12 protein-coding genes are annotated in these 23962 nt (G+C 35.9%); 11 read left to right on the top strand and 1 reads right to left on the bottom strand.

The genetic code is table 11. The features are described from left to right. Positions 1 to 361: 361 nt before the first annotated feature. From rhaT to fbp, 8 genes are all read left to right on the top strand, one after another. Positions 362 to 1417: an L-rhamnose/proton symporter RhaT gene (rhaT, locus tag ACNQGH_RS05425; RefSeq protein WP_417954970.1), complete on the top strand. Its 1056-nt coding sequence runs from the start codon at positions 362 to 364 to the stop codon at positions 1415 to 1417. 42 nt (positions 1418 to 1459) lie between these two features. After that, entirely contained in the window at positions 1460 to 3601 is a 2142-nt protein-coding gene (locus ACNQGH_RS05420) for a bifunctional aldolase/short-chain dehydrogenase (RefSeq protein ID WP_417954969.1), read from the top strand. 370 nt (positions 3602 to 3971) lie between these two features. Then, positions 3972 to 5246: a sugar isomerase gene (locus ACNQGH_RS05415; protein WP_417954968.1), complete on the top strand. Its 1275-nt coding sequence runs from the start codon at positions 3972 to 3974 to the stop codon at positions 5244 to 5246. Positions 5247 to 5259: 13 nt separating this feature from the next. Next, entirely contained in the window at positions 5260 to 6621 is a 1362-nt protein-coding gene (locus ACNQGH_RS05410; RefSeq protein WP_417954967.1) for an FGGY-family carbohydrate kinase, read from the top strand. Between the two features lies 1 nt (position 6622). Beyond that, complete coding sequence (locus ACNQGH_RS05405; RefSeq protein ID WP_417954966.1) at positions 6623 to 7360, top strand: (Fe-S)-binding protein; 738 nt, start codon at positions 6623 to 6625, stop codon at positions 7358 to 7360. After that, entirely contained in the window at positions 7357 to 8751 is a 1395-nt protein-coding gene (locus ACNQGH_RS05400) for a lactate utilization protein B (protein WP_417954965.1), read from the top strand. Before ACNQGH_RS05405 ends, ACNQGH_RS05400 begins: the two co-directional genes overlap by 4 nt. Beyond that, positions 8744 to 9331: a LutC/YkgG family protein gene (locus ACNQGH_RS05395; RefSeq protein ID WP_417954964.1), complete on the top strand. Its 588-nt coding sequence runs from the start codon at positions 8744 to 8746 to the stop codon at positions 9329 to 9331. The genes ACNQGH_RS05400 and ACNQGH_RS05395 overlap by 8 nt, the downstream gene beginning before the upstream one ends. Positions 9332 to 9455: 124 nt before the next feature. Next, entirely contained in the window at positions 9456 to 10475 is a 1020-nt protein-coding gene (fbp, locus tag ACNQGH_RS05390; protein WP_417954963.1) for a class 1 fructose-bisphosphatase, read from the top strand. Between the two features lie 146 nt (positions 10476 to 10621). Here fbp and ACNQGH_RS05385 read toward each other — a convergent pair whose 3' ends face one another. Then, positions 10622 to 13375, bottom strand: a complete 2754-nt coding sequence (locus tag ACNQGH_RS05385; RefSeq protein ID WP_417954962.1) for an outer membrane beta-barrel protein — start codon at positions 13373 to 13375, stop codon at positions 10622 to 10624. Between the two features lie 782 nt (positions 13376 to 14157). Here ACNQGH_RS05385 and ACNQGH_RS05380 point away from each other — a divergent pair. The 3 genes from ACNQGH_RS05380 to ACNQGH_RS05370 all read left to right on the top strand — a co-directional run bounded on the left by ACNQGH_RS05380 (position 14158) and on the right by ACNQGH_RS05370 (position 23673). After that, positions 14158 to 18327, top strand: a complete 4170-nt coding sequence (locus ACNQGH_RS05380) for a hybrid sensor histidine kinase/response regulator transcription factor (RefSeq protein WP_417954961.1) — start codon at positions 14158 to 14160, stop codon at positions 18325 to 18327. 749 nt (positions 18328 to 19076) lie between these two features. After that, positions 19077 to 22163: a SusC/RagA family TonB-linked outer membrane protein gene (locus ACNQGH_RS05375; protein WP_417954960.1), complete on the top strand. Its 3087-nt coding sequence runs from the start codon at positions 19077 to 19079 to the stop codon at positions 22161 to 22163. 22 nt (positions 22164 to 22185) lie between these two features. Next, positions 22186 to 23673, top strand: coding sequence for a RagB/SusD family nutrient uptake outer membrane protein (locus tag ACNQGH_RS05370; protein WP_417954959.1), 1488 nt, complete (start codon positions 22186 to 22188; stop codon positions 23671 to 23673). Positions 23674 to 23962: the final 289 nt, after the last annotated feature.

The raw sequence follows: 23962 nt of genomic DNA, 5'->3' as shown, positions 1-23962 counted from the left end.
TAAAATAATTACCTCCCTGGAATAACGATTTGTAAAATGTTGACTCAAAAAAGCAACCGTTGATAACTAAAGTATTTTAGAAAACAAGAAACAGCGATATACTCTAATTGTCTGTAATGGTTTCTGTCTAAATAGGTGTTAATTAGGGTAAAGCAAGAGTAGCTGTTAAAATTAATACATCGAATTTTTAGCTTCAGTGTATTTTTAATTGGATGAAAAAATAAGATTGTATCTGTTTGTGAAATTTGTTTTTTGAAGCAGATGCATTTTCTCCTATAAGGATAGTACAGGACAGTTTTGTTTTAGATATTCTTTTATTTTACAAATCTAAAATTAGTAACCCTATAAATTAAAATAGTAGATGGAATCATTACTCGGTATTCTTTTTCACTCCATAGGAGGTTTTTCCTCGGGAAGTTTTTATATGCCTTTCAAAAAGGTGAAAGGTTGGGCATGGGAAAGCTACTGGATTGTAGGGGGATTTTTCTCCTGGTTAATCGTTCCTCCCATTGCAGCTTATTTAACCATTCCTGGTTTTGCCGATATTATTAGGGCGGCAGTTCCAACAGTTAAGGCCGTTACCTATTCTATGGGATTGATTTGGGGAATAGGAGGACTTACCTATGGTCTTGGGGTTCGTTATTTGGGAATGTCATTAGGGAACTCCATTACATTGGGTTTTTGTTCTGCTTTTGGAGCATTAGTGCCTTCTATCTATTATAATTTTCATCCCGTTGCCGGTAAAGTTTCTTTTACTGATATGCTTTCCAATACAGGAGGTCAATTGGTTTTGTTAGGTGTTTTGGTTTGTCTTATCGGAATTGCTATTTCAGGAAAAGCCGGAATGCTTAAAGAACTTGATTTTGAAGGGGCAGATAAGTCGCATATTACTGAAAAAGAATTTAGTTTGGTCAAAGGACTGATCATTGCTATTATTTCAGGTATCCTGAGTTCATTTTTCAATTTTGGAATAGAAGCAGGAAAACCAATGGCAGATGAGGCGGTAAAATTAGGTTTTAATCCTTTGTTTCAAAACAATGTGACTTATGTTGTGTTGCTATGGGGAGGACTTACTACCAACTTTATTTGGTGTATGTACCTAAATTTCAAAAATAAAACTTTCGGGGATTATACTAACAGTCAAACTCCAATCGCTAAAAACACATTGTTCTCAGCTATTGCCGGTACGATGTGGTTTTTGCAATTCTTCTTTTACGGAATGGGGGAAAGCAAATTGGGTAATGGAGCCAGCTCGTGGATTTTACACATGGCAACCATTATTCTGACGGCTAACTTTTGGGGCTTTTATTTAAAAGAATGGTCTGGCGTGTCCAAAAAGACTTTCAGAACATTCCTTTGGGGTATCGGTCTGATCCTGGCTTCCATCTTTTTGGTAGGTATTGGAAATTCACTTTAATTCATATTCAAACTCTTTTATAAACATTTTTATTATAACACTATGTCAAATATAAATACAAACAACATGACTTTTCAGCACGTAAGCTACCTTTGGGATGATGCAAAAGCGGCAGCATTAGCAGGAGATGAAGTAGCACTTTTCATCTATCGTTCTAATTTATTAGGAGCCGATTTGAGACTAACGAACTATGGCGGTGGAAACACTTCTGTAAAAATCACTGATAAAGACCCATTAACAGGAGCAGATTCTGAAGTAATGTGGATCAAAGGTTCCGGTGGCGATATTGGAACATTAACCCGATCGGGTTGTGCAGCGCTTTATTTAGAAAGACTTCGCAATCTGGAGAACGTATACAGAGGCATCGAATTTGAAGACGAAATGGTGGAATTATTCAACCATTGTATTTTTGATTTAGCTTCAAAAGCGCCTTCTATCGATACGCCATTGCACGGTTTCTTACCATTTAAACATATCGATCACCTGCATCCGGATGCTGCTATTGCTATTGCAGCAGCAAAAGACGGAGCCAAAATAACCGAAGAGTTATTCAACGGAGAAATCGGTTGGGTGGGATGGCAACGTCCAGGTTTTGACTTGGGATTACAAATGCGTACTTGTCTTGAAGAAGCTGAAGCAAAAGGAAAAAAATTAAAAGGTGTAATGTTGGGTTCTCATGGTTTGTTTACCTGGGGAGACACTTCATATGAAAGTTATGTCAACACACTTGAAGTAACTGAAAAATGTGCTGCCTATTTAGAAAGCAACTACGGAAAAAAACGTCCAGTTTTTGGAGGTCAAAAAATGGAAAGCCTTTCAGAAGATGCTCGTAAATTGAAAGCGGCCAAAGTAGCTCCGATATTACGTGGTTTCTGTTCATCAGAACGTAAAATGATTGGTCATTATACAGATGATTCCAGAGTTTTGGAATTTATTAATTCGAATGATTTAGAAAAATTAGCTCCTCTTGGAACTTCTTGTCCAGACCATTTCTTGCGTACTAAAATCAGTCCTTTGGTGCTGGAACTAGATCCCAATGAAGATTTATCGGATGTGGAAGCGATTAAAGCAAAGTTAACACCAGCTTTTGAAGCCTACCGTTTGATGTATTCAGAATATTACAATACCTGCAAGAAATCGAATTCACCAGCAATGCGTGATCCGAATCCTGTGGTGATTTTATACCCGGGAGTGGGTATGTTTACCTTCGCAAAAGATAAAACGATGGCACGTTTGGCATCCGAATATTACATCAATGCAGTCAACGTGATGAAAGGTGCTGAGGCTGTTTCAGAATATACCTCATTGCCTCGTCAGGAAGCTTTTGATATCGAATACTGGTTATTGGAAGAGGCTAAATTGCAACGTATGGCTAAACCAAAAGCGTTGTCAGGGCGAATCGCTTTGATTACAGGTTCTGCAGGAGGAATTGGAAAAGCTATCGCAAAAAGATTTGCAGAAGAAGGTGCCTGTGTTGTTATCAATGATATCAACGAAGAGCGTTTGCAAGGTGCTACTGCTGATTTCATCAAGACCTTTGGAAAGGATGCAATTTCTAGCACTTTATTGAATGTAACAGATGAAAACAGTACTGAAAAAGCATTGGATGCTGCCTGTTTGGCTTTTGGTGGAGTAGATATTATCGTTAATAATGCGGGAATCAGTATCTCAAAATCTATTGCAGAACATACCTTAGAAGAATGGGATAGATTGTATGATATTTTGGTAAAAGGACAATTTATTGTTTCTAAAGCAGGAACAGCAGTAATGCGTAAGCAAGGATTTGGTGGAGATATTGTAAATATCGTATCTAAAAATGCAGTAGTTGCAGGACCAAATAACCCTGGTTATGGTTCAGCAAAAGCAGCTCAGGCGCACTTAACGCGTCTGATGGCTGCCGAATTGGGCGCGGATAAAATCCGTGTGAATACGGTAAACCCGGATGCAGTAATCTCTGATTCCAATATTTGGTCAGGCGGTTGGGCTGAAGGTCGTGCCAAAGCGTACGGTATTACCGTGGCAGAATTGCCTGCTTACTATGCCAAACGTACGTTATTGAATGAAATTATATTGCCGGATGATATTGCTAATGCTTGTTTTGCATTCGTTGGTGGCTTGTTGAATAAATCAACAGGAAACGCTTTGAATGTTGATGGCGGAGTAGCAATGGGCTTTTACAGATAAGTTTTTAGATATTTGGTTTAACATGTCTGGTTAACATGTTGATTTTAAATTGGTTTTTAGATTGGTTTTTCTAACGTCCGTGAATTACGGACGTTGGATTTACCTAAATTTCAAACGATTGAAATGTTTGAAAAAGAAGTTTAAAAAAAGTTTTGACAGAGATAAGGTAAAAGAATACTTTTGTACGTGATCAATTCTTTGTTCCAATTTTAAACAGTTCACCCGGGTCTAATGGACCAATTACCACCGCATTCCATACCATGCAAAGTGGTTAAAATACCGGAGCGAAATTACGGAAACTAAATCCTGCATTTCATCAAAACTGCTCCTTTAAAAAGAAGTTTTTTATTTACCTTTAAAAAAAAATATTATGTTAATCGAATCATACAAAATAGCTTCCCATAATGATGACCTGTTAAAGGCTCATAAAAACAAGTTGGTTTTCACAGCGTCAGAGATTGCAGAAACCGAAAACATTATCCAAAAATTAATTGATTTCCAAATTGCCATCCCATCTTGGGCTTTAGGAACAGGAGGAACCCGTTTTGGTCGTTTTCCAGGGGGTGGAGAACCACGTTCATTAGAAGAAAAAATTGAAGATGTAGGTTTGTTACATGCTTTAAACAATGCTTCCGGAGCGATCTCTTTACACATTCCTTGGGATATACCGACAGATTATCAAGCCATTAAAGTATTAGCCGCACAACACAATTTAAAATTTGACGCTGTAAATTCCAATACATTTCAGGATCAGGCCAATCAGGCGCATTCCTATAAATTTGGGTCGTTACAAAACGTAAATAAAGCGGTTCGTAAACAAGCCATTGACCATAATATTGAAGTGATTCAGCAAGGAATTGCTTTAGGTTCTGAATCATTAACGGTTTGGCTTGCTGATGGTTCTTGCTTTCCGGGACAATTGAATTTCCGTAGAGCATATCAAAACACATTGGAAAGTTTAGAAGAAATTTATGCAGCATTGCCATCGAACTGGAAACTGTATTTAGAATACAAATGTGCTGAACCTAACTTTTATTCTACCACAGTAGCCGATTGGGGGCAATCGTATTCTTATGTAAAAAAATTAGGAGACAAAGCCTTCACTTTGGTTGATTTAGGTCACCATTTACCAAATGCTAATATTGAGCAAATTGTAGCATTGTTGCTTATGGAAGAAAAATTAGGTGGTTTCCACTTCAATGATTCGAAATATGGTGATGATGATTTGACTGCTGGTGCATTAAAACCATACCAATTATTCTTGATTTTCAATGAATTGGTAGAAGGAATGGATGCCAGAGGAATGAATCATGCCAAAGATTTAGGCTGGATGATTGATGCTTCTCATAACGTAAAAGATCCCATGGAAGATTTATTGCAATCGGTAGAAGCGATTATGGTTGCTTACGCACAGGCACTTTCTGTTGACAGAAAAGCATTGGAAATTGCTCAAAATGAAAATGATGTCGTTACGGCGCAGGAGATTTTGCAAAATGCTTTTCGCACGGATGTTCGCGCCTTAGTTGCCGAAGCACGTTTGCGTTCTGGAGCTGCATTGAACCCGGTTGGATTATACCGTGATCTTGCAGTAAGAAAGGGACTTATTAATGAAAGAGGATTTAAAACAGTAGCTACGGGCTTGTAAAAACCAATCAAAAATGAATGTAGTAGCGATTTTTGATATTGGTAAAACAAACAAAAAAGTCTTTCTGTTTAATGAAAACTATCAAATTGTTTGGGAAAGATCAGTAAATCTTCCTGAAACAGTGGATGAAGATGGTTTCCCTTGCGAAGATATTGCAGAACTCAGGAACTGGATCGTTTACAGGTTATCAGAAATGCAGGAGTTAAAAGAGTATATCTTAAAAGCGGTAAATTTTAGTACCTACGGAGCAAGTTTTATTTATGTGGATGAAGAGGGTAACTCTTTAACGCCACTATATAATTACCTTAAAGAGTATCCGGAAGCTTTAAAGAAAAAATTTTATGATACATACAAAGGAGAAGAGAAGTTTGCGCTGAAAACAGCTTCTCCTGTTTTAGGAAGTCTAAATTCCGGCATGCAGATTTACCGTTTGAAAGAGGAAAATCCGGAATTGTTTGCGAAAGTAGCCTATTGTTTGCACTTGCCACAATATTTAAGTTCTCTTTTAACGGGCCAATATTTTACTGACATTACCAGTATCGGTTGCCATACCAATCTTTGGAATTTCAAAAAGATGAAGTATCACAAATGGATTAAAAAAGAAAATATTGCCGAGAAAATTCCGCGTATTCATGATGCTGAAAATACCGTAAATGTATTAGGAGGTATAGCTGTTGGAGCAGGATTACATGATAGTTCTTCAGCGATTATCCCTTATATGATAAATTTCACGGAACCTTTTGTTTTGTTGTCCACCGGAACCTGGAGCATTTCGATGAATCCGTTCAATACTACACCACTTACTTTTGACGAAATGCAATACGATTGTTTGTGTTATTTGCAATACAAAGAAAAGCCAGTAAAGGCAGCTCGCTTGTTTGCAGGAAATGAGCATGAAGTGCAAACCAAAAAGTTAGCGAGTCATTTTGGAGTGCCCCTGGATACGTATAAAGAGGTCGTTTATGATAAAAACATCATTTCTAAATTGAGAGAAATCAACCTTAAAAGGTATTCTTCCAGTGAAGATAAATATAAAATACTTAAGGAATCTCCTTTTGAAAAGAGAAACCTTGGCGATTTTAAAAATTACGAAATTGCCTATCATCAATTGATGTTGGATATCATTGCACAGCAAATTCTTTCCACCCAATTAGTGATTCATAACAGTCCCGTTAAAAAAGTATTTGTGGACGGTGGTTTTAGTAAAAACGCTATTTTTATGAATTTACTGGCAGAAGCTTTCCCGGAAATGGAAGTATATGCCGCTTCAATGGCGCAAGCCAGTGCTTTAGGTGCTGCATTGGCCATTCATAAAAATTGGAATCCGAAGCCGATTCAAAATGATTTGATTGATTTAAAATTTTACAAACATTAATATGAAAATTGGACTTTTTATACCCTGTTATGTGGACCAATTTTACCCAAAAGTGGCTATTGCAACCTATGAATTATTACAGAAATTAGGCTGTGATGTTCGTTTTCCAATGAAGCAAACCTGTTGCGGGCAACCCATGGCCAATAGCGGATACGCTCATTTGACGAAAGGTTGCGACAGCAATTTTATTGCCAATTTTGCCGAATTTGATTATATTGTTTGCCCTTCGGGAAGTTGTGTATTGCATGTCAAAGAACATTTGCATGATCAAAACAATGAAGCATTGGCTTCTCAAATAAGAAAACGAGTTTTCGAATTAACGGAGTTTATTACTGATATTTTGAAAATCGAAATGGTTCCCGGAAATTTCCCCCACAAAGTAGGTATGCATCAAAGTTGCCACGGACAGCGTGGATTGAAGCTTTCGCAAATGAGTGAGTTGAATGCTCCTTTTTTCTCTAAACCGGAACAATTGTTAAGCAAAGTAGCAGGAATACAGCTGGTTTCCTTAAGCAGAAAAGATGAATGTTGTGGATTCGGAGGTACTTTTTGTGTTACCGAAGAAGCTATTTCTGTAAAAATGGGGCAGGACCGAATAAAAGATCATGAAGACCATCAGGTAGAATTCATTACCGGTGGTGATATGTCTTGTTTAATGCACTTAGAAGGCATTTTGAAAAGACAAAAAAGCCCGATACAAATTATTCACATTGCGGAAATATTAAACGCTACTATATGAAACGTAATTTAGAACATAGCGAAGCCGCAGCGATTTTTAATAAAGATGTTAAACGAGTAGACTGGCATGATGAAACGCTTTGGTTTGTTCGTGAAAAAAGAGATAAAGCAGCGTTTCAAATTCCGGAATGGGAATTGCTAAGAGAAACAGCTTCAGACATCAAGAATAATGTGCTTTCGAATATTCATGATTATTTACTTGAATTTGAATCGAATGCCCAGAAAAACGGAGTTACTATTCATTGGGCTGCGGATGCCGATGAGCACAATAAAATAGTCCATTCCATAATGGAAAAACATGGCGTGAAGCAGATGGTTAAATCTAAATCAATGCTTACTGAAGAATGCCATTTGAATGAATATTTATCCGAAAAAGGAATTGATGTAATCGATTCCGATTTAGGAGAACGTATTGTTCAACTTAGAAAAGAACCGCCAAGTCATATTGTTCTACCTGCGATTCACCTCAAAAAAGAAGATGTAAGTGAAACTTTTCACGAGCATCTGGGAACTGAAAAAGGAAACAATGACCCCCAATATTTAACCGAAGCGGCGAGATTACATCTAAGAGATACTTTCCTTACGAGAAAAGTGGCTTTGACAGGAGTCAATTTTGCCATTGCTGAAACAGGTGAAATAGTAGTGTGTACCAATGAAGGTAATGCTGATATGGGTGTGCATCTTGCTGATGTACATATTGCCTGTATGGGTTTTGAAAAAATAATTCCGCAGCGCAAACATTTGAGCGTTTTCCTGCGATTATTGGCAAGAAGTGCTACCGGACAACCGATTACCACTTTTTCCAGTCATTTTAAAACGCCTAGAGACGGGAAAGAAACGCATATTGTTATTGTTGATAATGGCAGAACGACCCAATTGGGCAGAGAAGATTTCAGGAGTTCATTGAAATGCATCCGTTGTGGGGCATGTATGAACACCTGTCCGGTTTACAGACGAAGTGGAGGACATAGTTATCACAATGCGGTGGCGGGACCAATTGGTTCCATATTGGCACCTAATTTGGACATGAGCAAAAATGCCGATTTGCCTTTTGCCAGTACACTTTGTGGTTCCTGCACCAATGTTTGTCCGGTAAAAATTGATATTCACGATCAATTGTATAAATGGCGTCAGGTATTGGTAAAAGAAGGACATTCTCCATTGGGAAAAACAGTCGCAATGAAAGGGATGGCAACCGTTCTGGCCAATCCCATGGTTTTTGATTTCGCTGGCAAAGCAGGACGATTTGTGATGAAAAACATGCCGATTTTGGTCAATAATAGCCTTAATCCCTGGTATAAACAAAGAGAAATGCCTGCACCACCTGAGGAATCATTTAGAGAATGGTACAAGAAAAATGGAAAGGAATCTAAAGACAAACAAAATGAGTAGCAGAGCCAGTATTTTAGAAAAAATAAAACAAAATCAACCGACAGCAATCAGTGAATTACCCGATTTGGGTGCTTTAGGGTTGGAAGCTTTTGAGATACTCGATAAATACAAGGCAGTATTGCAGGGTATTGGTGGAGACTTTGTTGAAGTTCCTAATTATGAAGCTATAGTTGGCTTTGTCAAGAAAAATTATGCTACCGAAAAAAGGATAATCACTACCATTCCGGAACTTGCTGAAATAGCTGCGACTGATTGGTTTAACGATGATCCGCATACGTTAGAAAATGTAGAATTGACTTTAATTAAAGCTCATTTTGGTGTGGCTGAAAATTCTGCCTTGTGGGTAACGGATGCTATATTAGGACAGCGTGTTGCTCCATTCATTACGCAATATTTGGCAATTGTAGTGCCTAAAAAAGACATTCTGGCCACTATGCATCAGGCGTATGACCGTATCGGAAATCAAGAATATGGTTTTGGGACTTTTATAGCCGGACCTTCGAAAACAGCAGATATTGAGCAATCATTAGTTTTAGGCGCCCATGGAGCCAGAGGATTAACGGTGTTTCTTATGGACTAGTTTTTTATTTTTTCCCTGAAAGAGCCAATTTAAGAGCAGCAGAAATGAGAATGCATTTTTTAATGGTTTTACATTACGAATTTTATCAAAAATAAAAATAGTAACCAATAAATGAAAATTCATAATGGAAGAAAGCAACAAAACCTTAGGAGAATTTATTATTGAAAACCAAAAAGATTTTCAATATTCATCAGGTGAACTATCTCGAATTTTTAACTCTATCCGATTGGCTGCAAAAGTAGTCAGTTATAAAGTGAACAAGGCGGGATTAGTAGATATTATTGGCGCTATAGGAGAGAAAAACATACAAGGCGAAGACCAGCAAAAATTGGATGTTTATGCCAATGAAACTTTTATTCAAACCTTAATAAATCGCGAGATTGTCTGTGGTATTGCCTCAGAGGAAAATGATGATTTTATCACAGTGCAAGGTAGCGACAACAGCAATAATAATAAATATGTTGTTTTGATGGATCCTTTAGACGGGTCTTCAAATATAGACGTGAATGTTTCAGTTGGAACCATTTTTTCCGTTTATAGGAGAGTATCACCCTTAGGAACGCCAGTCACACTGGAAGATTTTTTGCAGCCTGGAATCAACCAGGTGGCAGCTGGTTATGTGATCTACGGAACCTCGACGATGATTGTTTATACGACGGGTCACGGCGTAAATGGATTTACTTTGAATCCCGCTATTGGGACTTTTTACTTATCACATCCAAAAATGAAATTTCCGGTTGATGGCTCTATTTATTCTGTAAATGAGGGGAATTATGTTCATTTTCCGCAAGGAGTCAAAGATTATATTAAATATTGTCAATTGGAAGAAGCCGACAGACCTTATACCTCAAGATATATTGGAAGTTTAGCTTCAGACATGCATAGAAATATGATTAAAGGAGGGATCTATTTGTATCCAACCAGCTCAGGGGCAGCCAAAGGAAAATTAAGACTGTTATATGAATGTAACCCGATGGCATTTATAGCAGAACAGGCTGGGGGCAAAGCTTCAGACGGGGTTTCCAGAATAATGGAAATTTTACCTACAGCATTGCATGAAAGAACTCCTTTCTTTTGTGGTAGTGCCAATATGGTGCAGAAAGTGGAAGAATTTATACATAAAGCGGTATTGGAGAATTATTAGTGCCAGCTGCTCATCGAGCAACAGGATTAATGGTGTTTCATATCGATTAATAGTATAGTAAAAATGGCACTTCCTTCTCAAAGATGTGCCATTTTTGCTATTATAATTTCTTCCTTTCGGTATGTAGTCCCAATTGGATTTGTTATTTATTTTTTACCTTCCTTATCTTTTTTAATGGCAAAATTTTGAAATTTGTACAACAATGAAAACATAGCATATCGCTTTAAAACTGTATTTTCAGTATCGATGACCGCTGTAGGTGTTATGGTTCTCATGGTACTTTGATTTTGATTCAAGATGTCATAAACCTTTACTTTGAACGTCATTTTATCGTTATAGAATTTATAGGACAAACTCGTATTCCACAGATAGAAATCTTTTTTGAAACCACCCGAAATATTAGAATTATAGGAATAGCCAAAATCATTCCCGAAAACCCAATTCTTTGGCCAATAATTAGTCGTTTCAATATTAAAATTATGTAATTTATTAGATCTTGAACCAATGTTATTGTTCGTATATCTTGTTTTATCATAGGAAAAGTTATAGGACGGTTTTATACTTAGCAATTCCCCATAGTCATATGATAATCTTAAACCCGATGAAAATCGCAATGTTTTTGCAGCATACAATTCCCCATTCGTAAAACCTTTATCCAAGTTTAAATTAGCATTTACCCCAAAATTATAACCGAAAGTATGCGCCTCTTTTTTTATTGATTTACTCCAATTAGCGCCTAAATTAGCATTGTAAGTTCCAAATACGTTTGCATAAGTGGTGGTTTGTTTTCCGTTTTCGTTATATACAGAAGATGGGACGAAGTTGATGTCATAATAGGTTAGATTCGAATATACGTAATAACCGGAGCGGGATTGGAAATCATAATTTTCAAAACCAAAATTAGTCCTGTGATTTTTTTGTAGTCTAATTTCTGGATTGCCAATAATAGTGTTCAATGGATTTTCTAAATTAGCAACAGACAAAAAATAATCTCCTTTGGGAATCCAAAAGCCACTATGGTATCCCCCACGAAATGTTTTTGATTTTGATAATTTATAAGTAAAATCGATATCTGCATCTGGAATAACAAAGTTTTTATTCAAATCAGTAGTGGAATTCAAATACAAAGAACGGAAGTCTGCTCTGACAAAGAAGGCATTCGCCGATACTCTTAAATCAAATTTATTTTTACGGATTGCAAACCCTACCGAAGGAGTAATTTGTAATGTTGATGAAGAAATAAAATTGGTCATCAATTCACTACGATCGCTATAGGTATCTGTACCCGAATTAAAATCGAACGTTTTTTTGTCATCAGATGTTTTATCCAAATAAGAAGAGATGTTGAAATTGATACTTAAAGAATCGGTAATGGGTTCTGTATACCGAATGGAGTTAGCGTATTTATCTCTCAGATTGATTGTTCTGCTCTTCTGATTACGAATGTCATCTGGATTAGTCCCTTGATAGAACAAGGTAGTCGAATTTGTCAAAGAATTGGAATCGTTTTTTGAATTTATATTTTGAAAATTCGTCGTAAAAAACCTTCCTTTTTTCTTCATTGATTTAAAAAAGGAAATATTGTTTTCGAAATTTGTATAGTCAGTTTCCAAACTCTTTAATGAGTTGCTTTCATTTATCAATTGGTTGGTATCATCCCAAGTCGCTTTATTATAATCAGAACTTGATGTAGTAGAACCTTTTTTTAATTTGGGCGTAATGATGACTTTAGTTGAAGGGTTAATTTGATATTCAAAATTAAGATCCAGATCATGTCCAAAAAATTCTCTTTTGGTCGCAGTATTTGACTTGGAAAGAATAGTACTCGTTGGCAACACAGTAAGTTCTGTCGTTTTATTTTTATTTTCAGAATCAGAATTAGTAAAAGAATAATTCCCATTGGGTTTAAATCCTTTAAACCATTCATCGGAATAATTCAACCCGATCATATTTGATCGAACAATTCCATTTCCGACACTCGAAACGTTGTAAGCGCTACCAACTCGTGAACCCGAATTTCTTCCACCGCCCATATTGTCAAAAACTTCATCCATAGAAAACCCGGAAGCATTGATATTATTAGAAGATGCTAAAAAACTTAATCTTCTCTTATCCTTAAAATAACTCATCAATGTACTGGTTTCATAACGATTTGCTGTCCCGTAGCCCCCCATGAATTTCCCGAAAAAACCTTTGTTTTTGTCTTTTTCTGTAGTTAGATTTATCGTCGAATTATTAGAACTGGAAGCTTGCTTTGTGAACTCTTCTTCTTTAGTTTTGGTATCTGAAACTTGTACTTTCTTAATTAGCTCTGATGGCAAATTTTGAAGCGCAATTTTTCCGTCTTCACCAAAAAAGGGTTTCCCATTGACCAAAATCTGATTGACTTCTTTTCCGTTTACGGTAATTTTCTTGTCTGCATCAATAACCACTCCTGGCAATTGTTTCAATAGTGCCTCAACATTGGCATCGGGGCGCATTTTAAATGAAGACGCACTAAATTCTAAAGTATCTTTCTTGATGCGTATTGGCGGAGCCATACTTTTTACAACCACTTCGCTAAGTATATTTAGCTGTTCTGTCAATTGCAAAATGCCCAAATCTTTATTCGTCGTAATTTTTTCTATTTTTTGAGAGAACCCTTTATAGCCTTCCGCGGATATTTTCAAAATCACATTTTGGGGAATTTTATTGAGCTCCAGTTTAAAAAATCCATTTTTATCGGAAATAGTATAATTAACAACTGCAGAATCTCTAGCCGAAATCAGATAAACCGTTGCTGACTCTATAGGCAATTGCGATTTATCCTTTACTATTTTACCTTTTAAGATACTATTGTTTTGCGCAAATGAAGAAAAATAGCATAGTAACGAAAAAATAATGCTCAAAGTTGTTTTCATATGATTCGTATTATAAATAGATTGGCCCTTGATTGTAGGTTTTTATTTAATATTTCAAACGTACTTATTAATTAGGGCAAAACTGTTCTGAACTGTTTGTTAAAGAAATGATCAAATAAATAAATAAATACTGTTTAATGGGCTCTTAAATTACTCCATAAATAAAATCATAGATTGGTACACTTGTACCGAAAATCTCATTCATTCTAAGTTGAATGACGAATTCAAATATTAAAATACAACTTTTTAAAAACCTCTGAATCATTTATTTAATTTCGTTTTATTCAATTGTAAATCATGCTTTTTAAGGTTGCCATTTGGAGGAATCGACTTTAATTTAAGGATCCAATTTTCTATCTATTTATCTTGATTACTTGTTTGAAATGTATTGCTTATTAGGATGCTATATTTTTTTTGGTTTTTTAATTTATAACGTATGCTAATAAAACCTACTTTTGTACAATCGATTGTATTATATTATATCTTATGGTATTTCTTTGTAATTAATGGAAATGAAGTAAAATCTTTTGCAACAAATTTTTTTTTTTCCGGCATCTTGAAATTTTACAGATTCAGATTACAAATAAGTCAAGTTCTAAGATTTTGGTCGTTGATCCAAATATAAAAATGTGTTGGTAATACCACTTTAGAAGATTCCAAATTTGGAAATAAATAACAAATTTTAGAATTTATGCGTATAAATTTTATTTTTTATTTGTTATTTTTGAAAGTCGCAATAGAAACAAAAAAGTCATTTTAAACTATTTGGCGAAAGAAATATAATGAAAAGCAAACAGTTAATTGGGGTTCTATTTTTTTTGGTTAGCTGTTTCTCTCATGCGCAATTTTCAAATTTAAAATTTGAAAATTTCGATACATCAAAAGGACTTTCGAGTAGTACCTGCGTTGATATTTTTCAGGACCGTGAAGGTTTTTTATGGTTTGGAACCATAGATGGTCTTAATAAATACAATGGTTATGAATTTGAAATTTACCGAACTATTCTGGACGATCCACATTCAATCAGTAATAATAGAATAAAGGTTATAACTGAAGATAGTTATGGACGTTTGTGGATTGGAACCGGTAATGGATTGAATGTTTTTGACAAGAATACAGAGCAATTCTATAAGATTGATTTATATCAGAAGAAGGCAGGTGAAGCAAATTTCCGTGAAGTTATAAATGGTCTTCTGTACCATAAAAAAACCAATACGCTTTGGGTGGTTTCTAAAAATGGAGTTATTAAATTGTTGCTGGACAATACTGGAGGTGGTTCTTATGATACCATTAAGTTTACACATTATATCCATAATCCAAAAGATGACCGATCGATAGACAGCGATGACGTAACTAATGTACTAGAAGATCACAGTGGGAACGTATGGTTAGGAACTAAAGGAAACCATTTACATCAGTATAATCCTAAAACTAATAATTTCATACGATTTCCAATCGATTTCAAAGGCAGTCAATATTTGGATCATTTGCCTAAGCAAATTCTTGTAGACAATGAAGGGGATTTTTGGATAGGAAATGACATCTCCCATTTATTTTTGTTTGATACTAAGAAACGCAGTTTTAGAGATATTTCCCCTGAGCATAAAAGTATTCCAATTTTTCACCTTTATCAGGACAAAAAAGGCATAGTTTGGGTTTCTACGGATGGAGGCGGACTTTTTCTAATGGACAAAAAGAAAGGTTTGATCCAACACCTGACATACAATCCTTATGATCCTTTTTCATTGTCAAACAATCAGCCTTCAAAAGTTTTGGAGGATAAAAACGGGATTTACTGGATTGCCACCTATAATACCGGGGTTAATAAATTAGCAATGTCTAAAACCTCTTTTGGACATTATTTTTATAAAAAGGAAAGCAATGAAGGGTTGAGTGCCAAAATCGCACAATCGGTGTTAGAGGATAGTAAAAAGAGAATTTGGATCGGTACTGATGGTGGAGGTTTGAATCTTTTTAATGAGAAAAATGGTACTTTTAAGCATTTCAGGGCAAGACCAGGAGATCCCAATTCTTTGAGTTCAGATAAAATTGTATACCTGCTGGAAGGGGATAATGGTGTTTTATGGGTATGCACTTGGGATAGTGGATTGAACAAGTTTTATACCGAAACTGGAATAGTTAAATCCTATCAATACAATCGGAATAATCCGTTCTCAATAGGGCAGAATACCGTTTGGAGTGCCGAAAAGGATCTTCAGGGAAGGTTGTGGTTGGGTACTTCAACTGCAGGTTTAAATTTGTTTGATCCTGCTACTGAAAAATTTTACCAATACAAGAATATTCCGGGTGATTCGAACAGCTTAATAAGCAATTTTGTGTTTTCACTTTTTATTGATTCAAAAAACCGCCTTTTTACCGGTACCTCACAGGGATTATGTTTTGCGGTGTTGAACAAACTAAAAGGAGACATCCCTAAAAAAATAAAATTCACTGAAATCAAAATAAAAAACATTCAGGGTAACCGGATAAATTATATAACCGAGGATTATAGCGGAAATATATGGGTTGGAAGCGATATGGGGTTATATGAACTAGATCCTCAATTAAATTTGAAACATTCCTATTCTTCGCTGAACGGATTGCCTAATAATTTAGTTGTGGGTATACAGGAAGATAACAACAGGAATTTGTGGATCACCACCAAGGGAGGTTTGTCATTACTAAATCCCAAAACGCAAACTTTTAAAAATTTCAATGCTCATGACGGGCTTCAGGGAACTGAATTTCAAAGTAAATCGATAGCCAAAATTCAAGACGGTCGTATTATTGTGGGGGGAATAAATGGCTTTAATATTTTTAATCCCAACAATATTTCATTAAAATCGAATATTGTAAATCCGGTTGTTACTGAAATAAGGTTGTTCAATAAGAAAATCAATGCGGGTGATACCATTAATGGCAGAATACTACTAAATAAATCGGTAACAAAGATTAAAAAAATAGAGCTTAAGTATAATGAAGGATACATTTCTTTTAGTTTTGTGGCGCTGAATTTCCAAAACCCGGAACGGGTTAAATACGCCTATAAGATGAATGGGTTGGATGAAAATTTTATTAATGCAGGAAACAGCAGGATTGCCAATTACTCTAATCTGGAACCGGGAAATTATACTTTTGAAGTAGTGGCTTCTGTCGACGGGCAGTGGCAGCAGGCAAGGAAATCTTCTATTCAAATTGCGGTACTGTCACCGCCTTGGAAAACGTGGTGGGCGTATAGTATTTATGTATTGGCGTTTGTTTCGGTACTTTGGTTCTCGATCTATTATTATACTAAAAAGGTAAGAGAAGACAAAGAACAGGAGTTAGATCAAATGAAATTAAACTTTTTTATCAATGTCTCTCATGAGTTCAGGACACCTCTAACACTAATTTTAAACCCCGTTGATAAAATTCTTTCTGCTTATAACGATCCTGAGGAAGTTAAAAAATCGGCACTTATAATTCAAAGAAGCAGCAGACGCCTTTTACATCTTGTAAATCAGCTTCTCGATCTGAGAAAAATGGATCTTGGAAAAACGGAACTGGAACTCAGCCGTATGAATATAGTGAAGTTTAGTAAAGACATTTTTTTGTTGTTTGAAGATCTGGCAAAGGCGAAAGGTATTCGGTTTGTGTTTGATGCGTCAAAAAAAGAAATTTATGGAATGTTCGATCCTGATAAAATTGAAAAAATTCTAACCAATCTGCTGTCAAATGCGGTTAAATTTACCGATAAAGGTGGCACGGTGATCGTGTCTCTTTCCGAATTAAATCAAGAAAAGAGTAAGACCGTCTTATGGTTTTTTAGAAAATTAAGGAGAGAAAGGCTACTTGAAATCCGAGTTTCAGATACTGGAATAGGTTTGAAAAAAGAACAGTTAAAAGAAGTGTTTCAACGATTTTTTCATGCAGATACCTCGAAGACAGGTACTGGAATTGGACTGAATTTTATTAAAAGTTTAGTTGAATTGCACAAAGGAGAGATTGTAGTGGAGAGTGAATATCAGATTGGAACTACCTTTAGTGTCAGATTGCCCGCGGATCTCCTCGTAGATAAAAAAGAGTCTGTTAGTTTGTATCAGGCAGGCAATTACAAAATAGACAGAAACTCTTTAACATCTGCTGAGTACGAAATTGCAATATCTAATGAAGAGGATGATACCATTTCTTTGGAGTCTGAAAAAGGAAACAGACCCGTTGTTCTCATTGTTGAGGATAATAAAGAACTACGGAATCATCTCAAAAACGAATTGAGTAATCAGTTCCAAGTTAAGGAAGCCGCAAACGGACTCATTGGATTAGAAAAAGTAAGAAAATATTATCCGGATATCGTTATTAGTGATGTGATGATGCCAGAGATGGATGGTTTTGAATTGTGCAGACAGGTTAAAAATGACTTAGAGACCAGTCATATTCCTGTTATATTGTTAACCGCAAGGAGTTTAGAAGAGGATAGGATCGAAGGATATGATACTGGTGCAGATGAATATCTTTCCAAACCATTTAATATAAATGTTTTAAAAGCCAGAATTAAAAACCTGCTGGAAGCTAGGAAAAGAGCAAGAGAACGTTTTGCCTCAATTGGCGGTATTCTTCCTTCCAGTGAAATTACAACAAACTCGATTGATGAAATGTTTCTGGATAAAACTACCAAAATTGTGGTCGACAATATTTCTGATCCTGATTTTACATTGGAGGATATAATAAAAGAACTGGGATTAGGCAGATCACAATTCTACAGAAAAATTAGTTCTATCACTGGACAAAATCCGAGTAATTTCATTCGAACTGTCAGGTTAAAATATGCTTCGGAATTATTAGTGAGTAAAAAGTATTCTATCAAAGAAATAACACATATGTGTGGCTTTAATTCTTCTGCCTATTTTACCAAAACCTTTAAAGAGCTTTTTGGTTTGACTCCTACGCAGTTTGCTGAAGGAAAACCGAAGTAATAATTTCTAATTGTCTTCTTATCGTTTAACGTTTAATTTACGTCAGTCCGAAGTTTATTCTTTGTAAAGAATCAAACTTCGGACTGACTTTTTAATGATGATTCACCAACAGTTTATTTCCTTCTTATTTTAAAATATAAATCCATTTGGACTTCTATTTTACGTCATCAAAATATGTTTTTAGATGAAACTGAATTTTATACACCCCCTTTTTTAGGTTAATTTAAAGAACTGCCTTATATCTTTTATTTGGTAATATTTTTTCTTTAAAAATGCATTATATTGAAAAAATACTACTTTTTTGTAACATACCATTAAAAATAGACGATAATTTATATAGAATGAATTATAATTTATCTTTAAATCTAGCTAATCTGGGTAATTTTGATATGTTGAGAAGCCAATAAATTATTAATCTAAGGTTAATGCATTATGAATTGTCAATGAGTTTATGGGTATCAGTATTGATATTATAGAATAGATTAAACGTTCCGGATTTTAATTTTTCAACAAGTTGAGTTTGGAATTCAAAATACAAATTTTGGTTGGTTTGTAGTTTTTTTACATAACAGTTGCCGATGTTTTTATGTCGGCAGCTGTATACCAAAATAAGAAGTCAATTTAATAACAACCTATAATTGCAAGGATCGAAATAAAATTTTGTTTAAATAATTTATTTAAAAATTTAGTTGTTTACGTTTACTTTAATACCGGAATTAACCTTAATTAACCTAAATATGATTAAAAAAATGAGAAAAAAGTACCTGATTCCTAATTTACTCAGTAAAAGATGGAGTTTAACTGTGCTATCCATGGCACTGGTGTCGACAAACTTGTTACAGGCCAAAGAAAATACTATTGAATCTAGTATAGAGGTCAGAATGGTTATGGAACAAGAAAAAATTGTTACAGGAAAGGTAGTCACTTCTGAAGATAATATTGGAATTCCAGGTGTTACTGTTCTTGTAAAAGGAACACACAAATCTGTTGTTACGGATTTTGACGGTAATTATAAGATTGGAGTTAGTTCTGATAATGACGTACTGGTGTTTTCTTCCATTGAAGTGGTCCAGCAGGAAATTAAAGTAGGGGGCAGATCAGTAATTGATATAACCATGACATCCAGTGCGGAGAGCATTGAACAACTTCAACAGGTAATTGTGATAGGGTATGGTTCGCAGAAGAAAACAGATCTTACTGGTGCTGTTACGACGCTGAAAGCAAAAGATATTAATGGTATCAGAGGAGGTAATGCTGCGGAAGCGTTACAAGGTAAAAGTGGTTTAACTGTAGTGTCATCAGGATCACCGGGTGCAAGTCCTGTAGTTAGAATTCGTGGTATCGGTACCAACAGCGATGCTTCTCCGCTCTATGTAGTAGACGGTATGATGACAAATGATGTAACTTGGCTGAATCCCAAAGATATTGAATCAATGAGTGTATTGAAAGACGCTTCGGCTACAGCTATTTATGGTTCCAGAGGAGCGAATGGGGTAATCGTGGTTACGACAAAAAAAGGAAAATTAGGGAAAAACATTATTTCCTATTCAGGAAGTGTCGGTAGCCAATTTGTAGTTGATAATTACAAGGTAGCCAATGGAAGTCAGTATGCGACGCTGATGAATACAGTTGCTTCCACGGCCGGACAGGCACAGCCCTACCAAATTCCTTCACAGTATGGAAAAGGAACAAACTGGATGGACGAAATCAGCAGGACGAGCTTGATGAGCGAGCATCAGGTATCTGCTTCAGGAAGTACTGAAAATATAAGCTACAATATAAGCTTAGGGTATTTTGAACAGCAAGGGGTTTGGAACAATACAGATTATAACCGTTGGACTTTACGGATCAATAATGACTATAAACTGAACAGTAAGATAAAAATCGGGCATAATTTCAATGTCAGCAACGCAAATACAGGTCAGGCATTGACGTATAGAACAGTACGTTCTGTTCTTTCAGGCTCACCGCTTATTACACCTAAAAATGTTCAAGGAGCATGGAATCCGATGCAGAACAATGATTTGATTAACCCTGCTGCAGAATTAGATTTGAATAAGGAAGCCAATACAAAAGATCTTCGTTTTGTAGGGGACTTATGGGGAGCCTGGGACATTATAGACGGACTTCAGTTTAAGACATCATTTGGAGAAGACTGGATGCTTACGCGATTTGACCAGTTTCTGCCGCAGTACAGCATAAACCCTTCATTCCAATTCAATAATCCAAGTAGCTATACTGAAAACTACAGTACTAATAATACATGGTTATGGACCAATACACTAACCTATGATAAAAAATTTAATGAAAGCCATCGTCTAAACCTACTTGCCGGCCAGAGTTCAGAAGCGACCCAGTTTCGTGGTTTGGGAGCCACAGGCAAAAAATATGCTGTGGATAATCTGGATTATGTTTCTATATATTCGGCTAGTATAAATAACAGGACAGTAAATGCGTTTCTGCCGGCAAAATCATCAAGACAATCGTTTTGGTTCAGAACTAATTATGCATTAAAGGATCGTTATCTGTTTACGGCAACAATCCGTGCTGATGGTTCCTCAAAATTCGGTCCCAACAACAGATGGGGGTATTTCCCTTCTGCAGCTTTAGGCTGGAGAATCAGTGAAGAAAGTTTCCTAAAACAGCTAAGCTGGCTTAATAACTTAAAAGTAAGAGGAAGCTGGGGTATGACCGGTAATGACAAAATTTTTAATAACGTGGCTTATGCACTGGTAACACAGAGCGATGAATTTCATGCGGTTTTCAACAACCAGGTGAACCCTGGGGCTGGTATCGTAAATGATTATAATCCTAATGTAAAATGGGAAAACAATGTTCAGGCTGACTTGGGTATGGAAATGAGTGCACTGGATAACAGACTTACTTTTGAATTTGACTATTTTAACCGCAAAACAGAAGATTTACTGATGATATTGCCTATACAGGGCGGTTCTGTAGGTATAGCTCCGACATACAGTAATGCCGGCTCAGTACAAAATAAAGGATATGAGGTAATGTTAGGATGGCAGGATAACAAAAATAATTTTAAATATGGAGTCAGCTTCACAGGAAGTTCTTTTAAAAATGAAGTTGTTGACTGGAATGGCCTTACTACTACCAATACAACATTCTCTACAAATTTACAGACCCGTATAAAGGAAGGTCAGCCCTTTAACTATTTCTATGGCTACAAAACCCAAGGGATTTATCGCACACAAGCCGATGTTGACACTTGGAATGCCTATGCGGTAAGCAAAGGAAAAACAGCTTACCATACAGCTGCAAAATTAGGAGATATGATTTACGTGGATACTAATGGAGATGGCCAGATAACTCCTGATGATCAGACTAATATTGGAAGTCCGTTCCCTAAATTTACAGGAAGTATTGCTTTGAATGCAGAGTATAAAAATTTTGATTTTAATTTTGATTTTACCGGAAGTTTTGGGGCAAAGGTGATGAATAACTCTTATAACGATTTTACCTCGCCTAACAATAATATGCATACAGATTGGTTGGATTCATGGACTCCTATTAATACCGGAGCAACTATGCCGCGTCTGGCTGCAGGATCTGTAAACATGAACAGAACAATAGATATTATGGTATTCAACGGGAACTATGTAAAATTGAGAAGTGCAACACTAGGTTATACACTGCCGGATTCAGCTACTGAAAAAATGGGAATAAACAAATTGCGATTTTATTTCACAGGAGCCAACCTGTTATATTTCACTAAGTACAAAGGTTTTACTCCGGAATTGGCTGATGGGCTTGATTACAATTCTTTTCCTATCTCAGGCAGTATGCAATTTGGTATGAACCTTAATTTTTAATTAATAATAAAACTCATTAAGCATGAAAAAGCTAAAATATATATTAACCATTGCCGGATTAAGCCTTTTGGTTTCTTGCGATGATTTCCTAGATGTTACTCCTCCGTCACAGCTGACTACTGATGTTTATTTTTCTGATGAAGAAAGTATAGATGACGCCCTGAACAGGGTATACTCTTCAGTCAACTGGCGCTTCTTCAGATTGGGAACCATGTATTTTACATCACATGAATTTTCTTCGGATGATGTGAAAATGAATACTGCTGATGTCAACTTTACTTCAGCCTATACCTTCACCAATAGCCCTTCTAATATATATATAGAGCGTCTTTGGGAAAGATGGTATCTGTATCTCAACGACTGTAACCAGGTTTTAAAACTGGCAAGTAAGTATAATGATAGTAAAGCTGCGCAGTACAATGCACAAGCGCGTTATTTCAGGGCATACTGGCACTTTGATCTGGTAAATATTTTTGGAGATGTGGTGATACGTGATCATGTACCTACGGCGGACGAATTTAATATTCCTAAAAGCCCACAGGAAGATGTTTACAAACTTATCATCAGCGATCTTGAATTTGCTGCAGAGAATCTGCCTACCCGCCAGGAATGGGGAGTGAGCAATCTGGGACGTGTTACCAAAGGTACAGCATTAGGATTATTGGCTAAAGTTTATCTATACAGACAAGATTATACAAATGCCTATAAGTATGCAAAACTGTTAGTACAAAGTGGTGAATACAGTCTTGATCCTAATTATAGAGCCTTATTTTCTACAGATGGTAAATATTCTGTTGAAAGTATGATGCCAGGGCATTATATCTATCAGAATATTGCAGGCCGTACCAGAAATCCTTATGTAGAATTTCAGGGAATTCCGGGATCGGGCCTTGGAAGTGCATTTTTTGCTCCATCTGATGATTTAGTGAACAGTTTTGAAGTTAATGATCCACGTAAAGCCGCTTCTATTTTTAACAAGGGTGAAACAATTGTGGGTTATACAGGTGCCATCAATTGGGCTTCCGGGTTTCAATATGCAAATAAAAAAGTTATTTGGCCAGCGACACAATGGCCTGACGCTGATTTTTTTAAGCAACAACTTAATCTTCCATTTCTGCGTTATGCCGATTTATTGCTTATTTATGCAGAAGCAGCCAATGAATTAGGTAATAGTGGAGATGCACTTGATGCACTGGAGCAAGTGCGTTTTAGAGCTCGTGGTAATAAAACGTTCTTGCAGGCTGGTGTACTGCCAAAAATTACGGAAACTAATAAGGTTCAATTGCGTCAACTTATTTGGAAAGAACGAAGAGTAGAACTTGCAATAGAAGGTAATCGCTGGTTTGATTTGGTTCGTTATGAAAAAGTTGTTCCAGGTTACACAACCAGTATTATGAATAATCTGAGCAGATCCAATTTTAATTATAATAAGAACAGTAAATTTCCAATTCCGGCTACATTTGTTACAAACTCAAACGGTGTTTTGATACAAAATCCTAATTGGCAATAGATTTTAAAAATTGTCACTATAAGTCAATTTATATTACTTTTCAGTGTCAGTTACAGGTTTAATTTTTGTCAGTCCGAGATATAATACTTTTATAAGGATTATTAACTTCGGACTGACTTTTTAATAATTATATCCAACGCTTATTTTTTTTTTTTTTTTTTCAAAAAAATGTAAATCATTTAAACTTTATTTTACTTCATCATGATTCCTTTTTATAAGATTGAAAGGAATTTATGAGCGTTTTTTTATGGAAATGTATGGAGCTGACTTAGCTATTTATTTGGCATTA

It is taken from the genome of Flavobacterium kochi (assembly GCF_048286715.1).
GTDB lineage: Bacteria > Bacteroidota > Bacteroidia > Flavobacteriales > Flavobacteriaceae > Flavobacterium.
Note: the sequence above shows the minus strand (reverse complement) of the source record. Positions and strands in the feature narration are given on the sequence as shown.

What these genes read in the sequence shown, in the direction of transcription:
- rhaT (WP_417954970.1), top strand. Translation starts at nt 362, where the DNA reads ATGGAATCATTACTCGGTATTCTTTTTCACTCCATAGGAGGTTTTTCC.
- ACNQGH_RS05420 (WP_417954969.1), top strand. Translation starts at nt 1,460, where the DNA reads ATGTCAAATATAAATACAAACAACATGACTTTTCAGCACGTAAGCTAC.
- ACNQGH_RS05415 (WP_417954968.1), top strand. Translation starts at nt 3,972, where the DNA reads ATGTTAATCGAATCATACAAAATAGCTTCCCATAATGATGACCTGTTA.
- ACNQGH_RS05410 (WP_417954967.1), top strand. Translation starts at nt 5,260, where the DNA reads ATGAATGTAGTAGCGATTTTTGATATTGGTAAAACAAACAAAAAAGTC.
- ACNQGH_RS05405 (WP_417954966.1), top strand. Translation starts at nt 6,623, where the DNA reads ATGAAAATTGGACTTTTTATACCCTGTTATGTGGACCAATTTTACCCA.
- ACNQGH_RS05400 (WP_417954965.1), top strand. Translation starts at nt 7,357, where the DNA reads ATGAAACGTAATTTAGAACATAGCGAAGCCGCAGCGATTTTTAATAAA.
- ACNQGH_RS05395 (WP_417954964.1), top strand. Translation starts at nt 8,744, where the DNA reads ATGAGTAGCAGAGCCAGTATTTTAGAAAAAATAAAACAAAATCAACCG.
- fbp (WP_417954963.1), top strand. Translation starts at nt 9,456, where the DNA reads ATGGAAGAAAGCAACAAAACCTTAGGAGAATTTATTATTGAAAACCAA.
- ACNQGH_RS05385 (WP_417954962.1), bottom strand. Translation starts at nt 13,375, where the DNA reads ATGAAAACAACTTTGAGCATTATTTTTTCGTTACTATGCTATTTTTCT.
- ACNQGH_RS05380 (WP_417954961.1), top strand. Translation starts at nt 14,158, where the DNA reads ATGAAAAGCAAACAGTTAATTGGGGTTCTATTTTTTTTGGTTAGCTGT.
- ACNQGH_RS05375 (WP_417954960.1), top strand. Translation starts at nt 19,077, where the DNA reads ATGAGAAAAAAGTACCTGATTCCTAATTTACTCAGTAAAAGATGGAGT.
- ACNQGH_RS05370 (WP_417954959.1), top strand. Translation starts at nt 22,186, where the DNA reads ATGAAAAAGCTAAAATATATATTAACCATTGCCGGATTAAGCCTTTTG.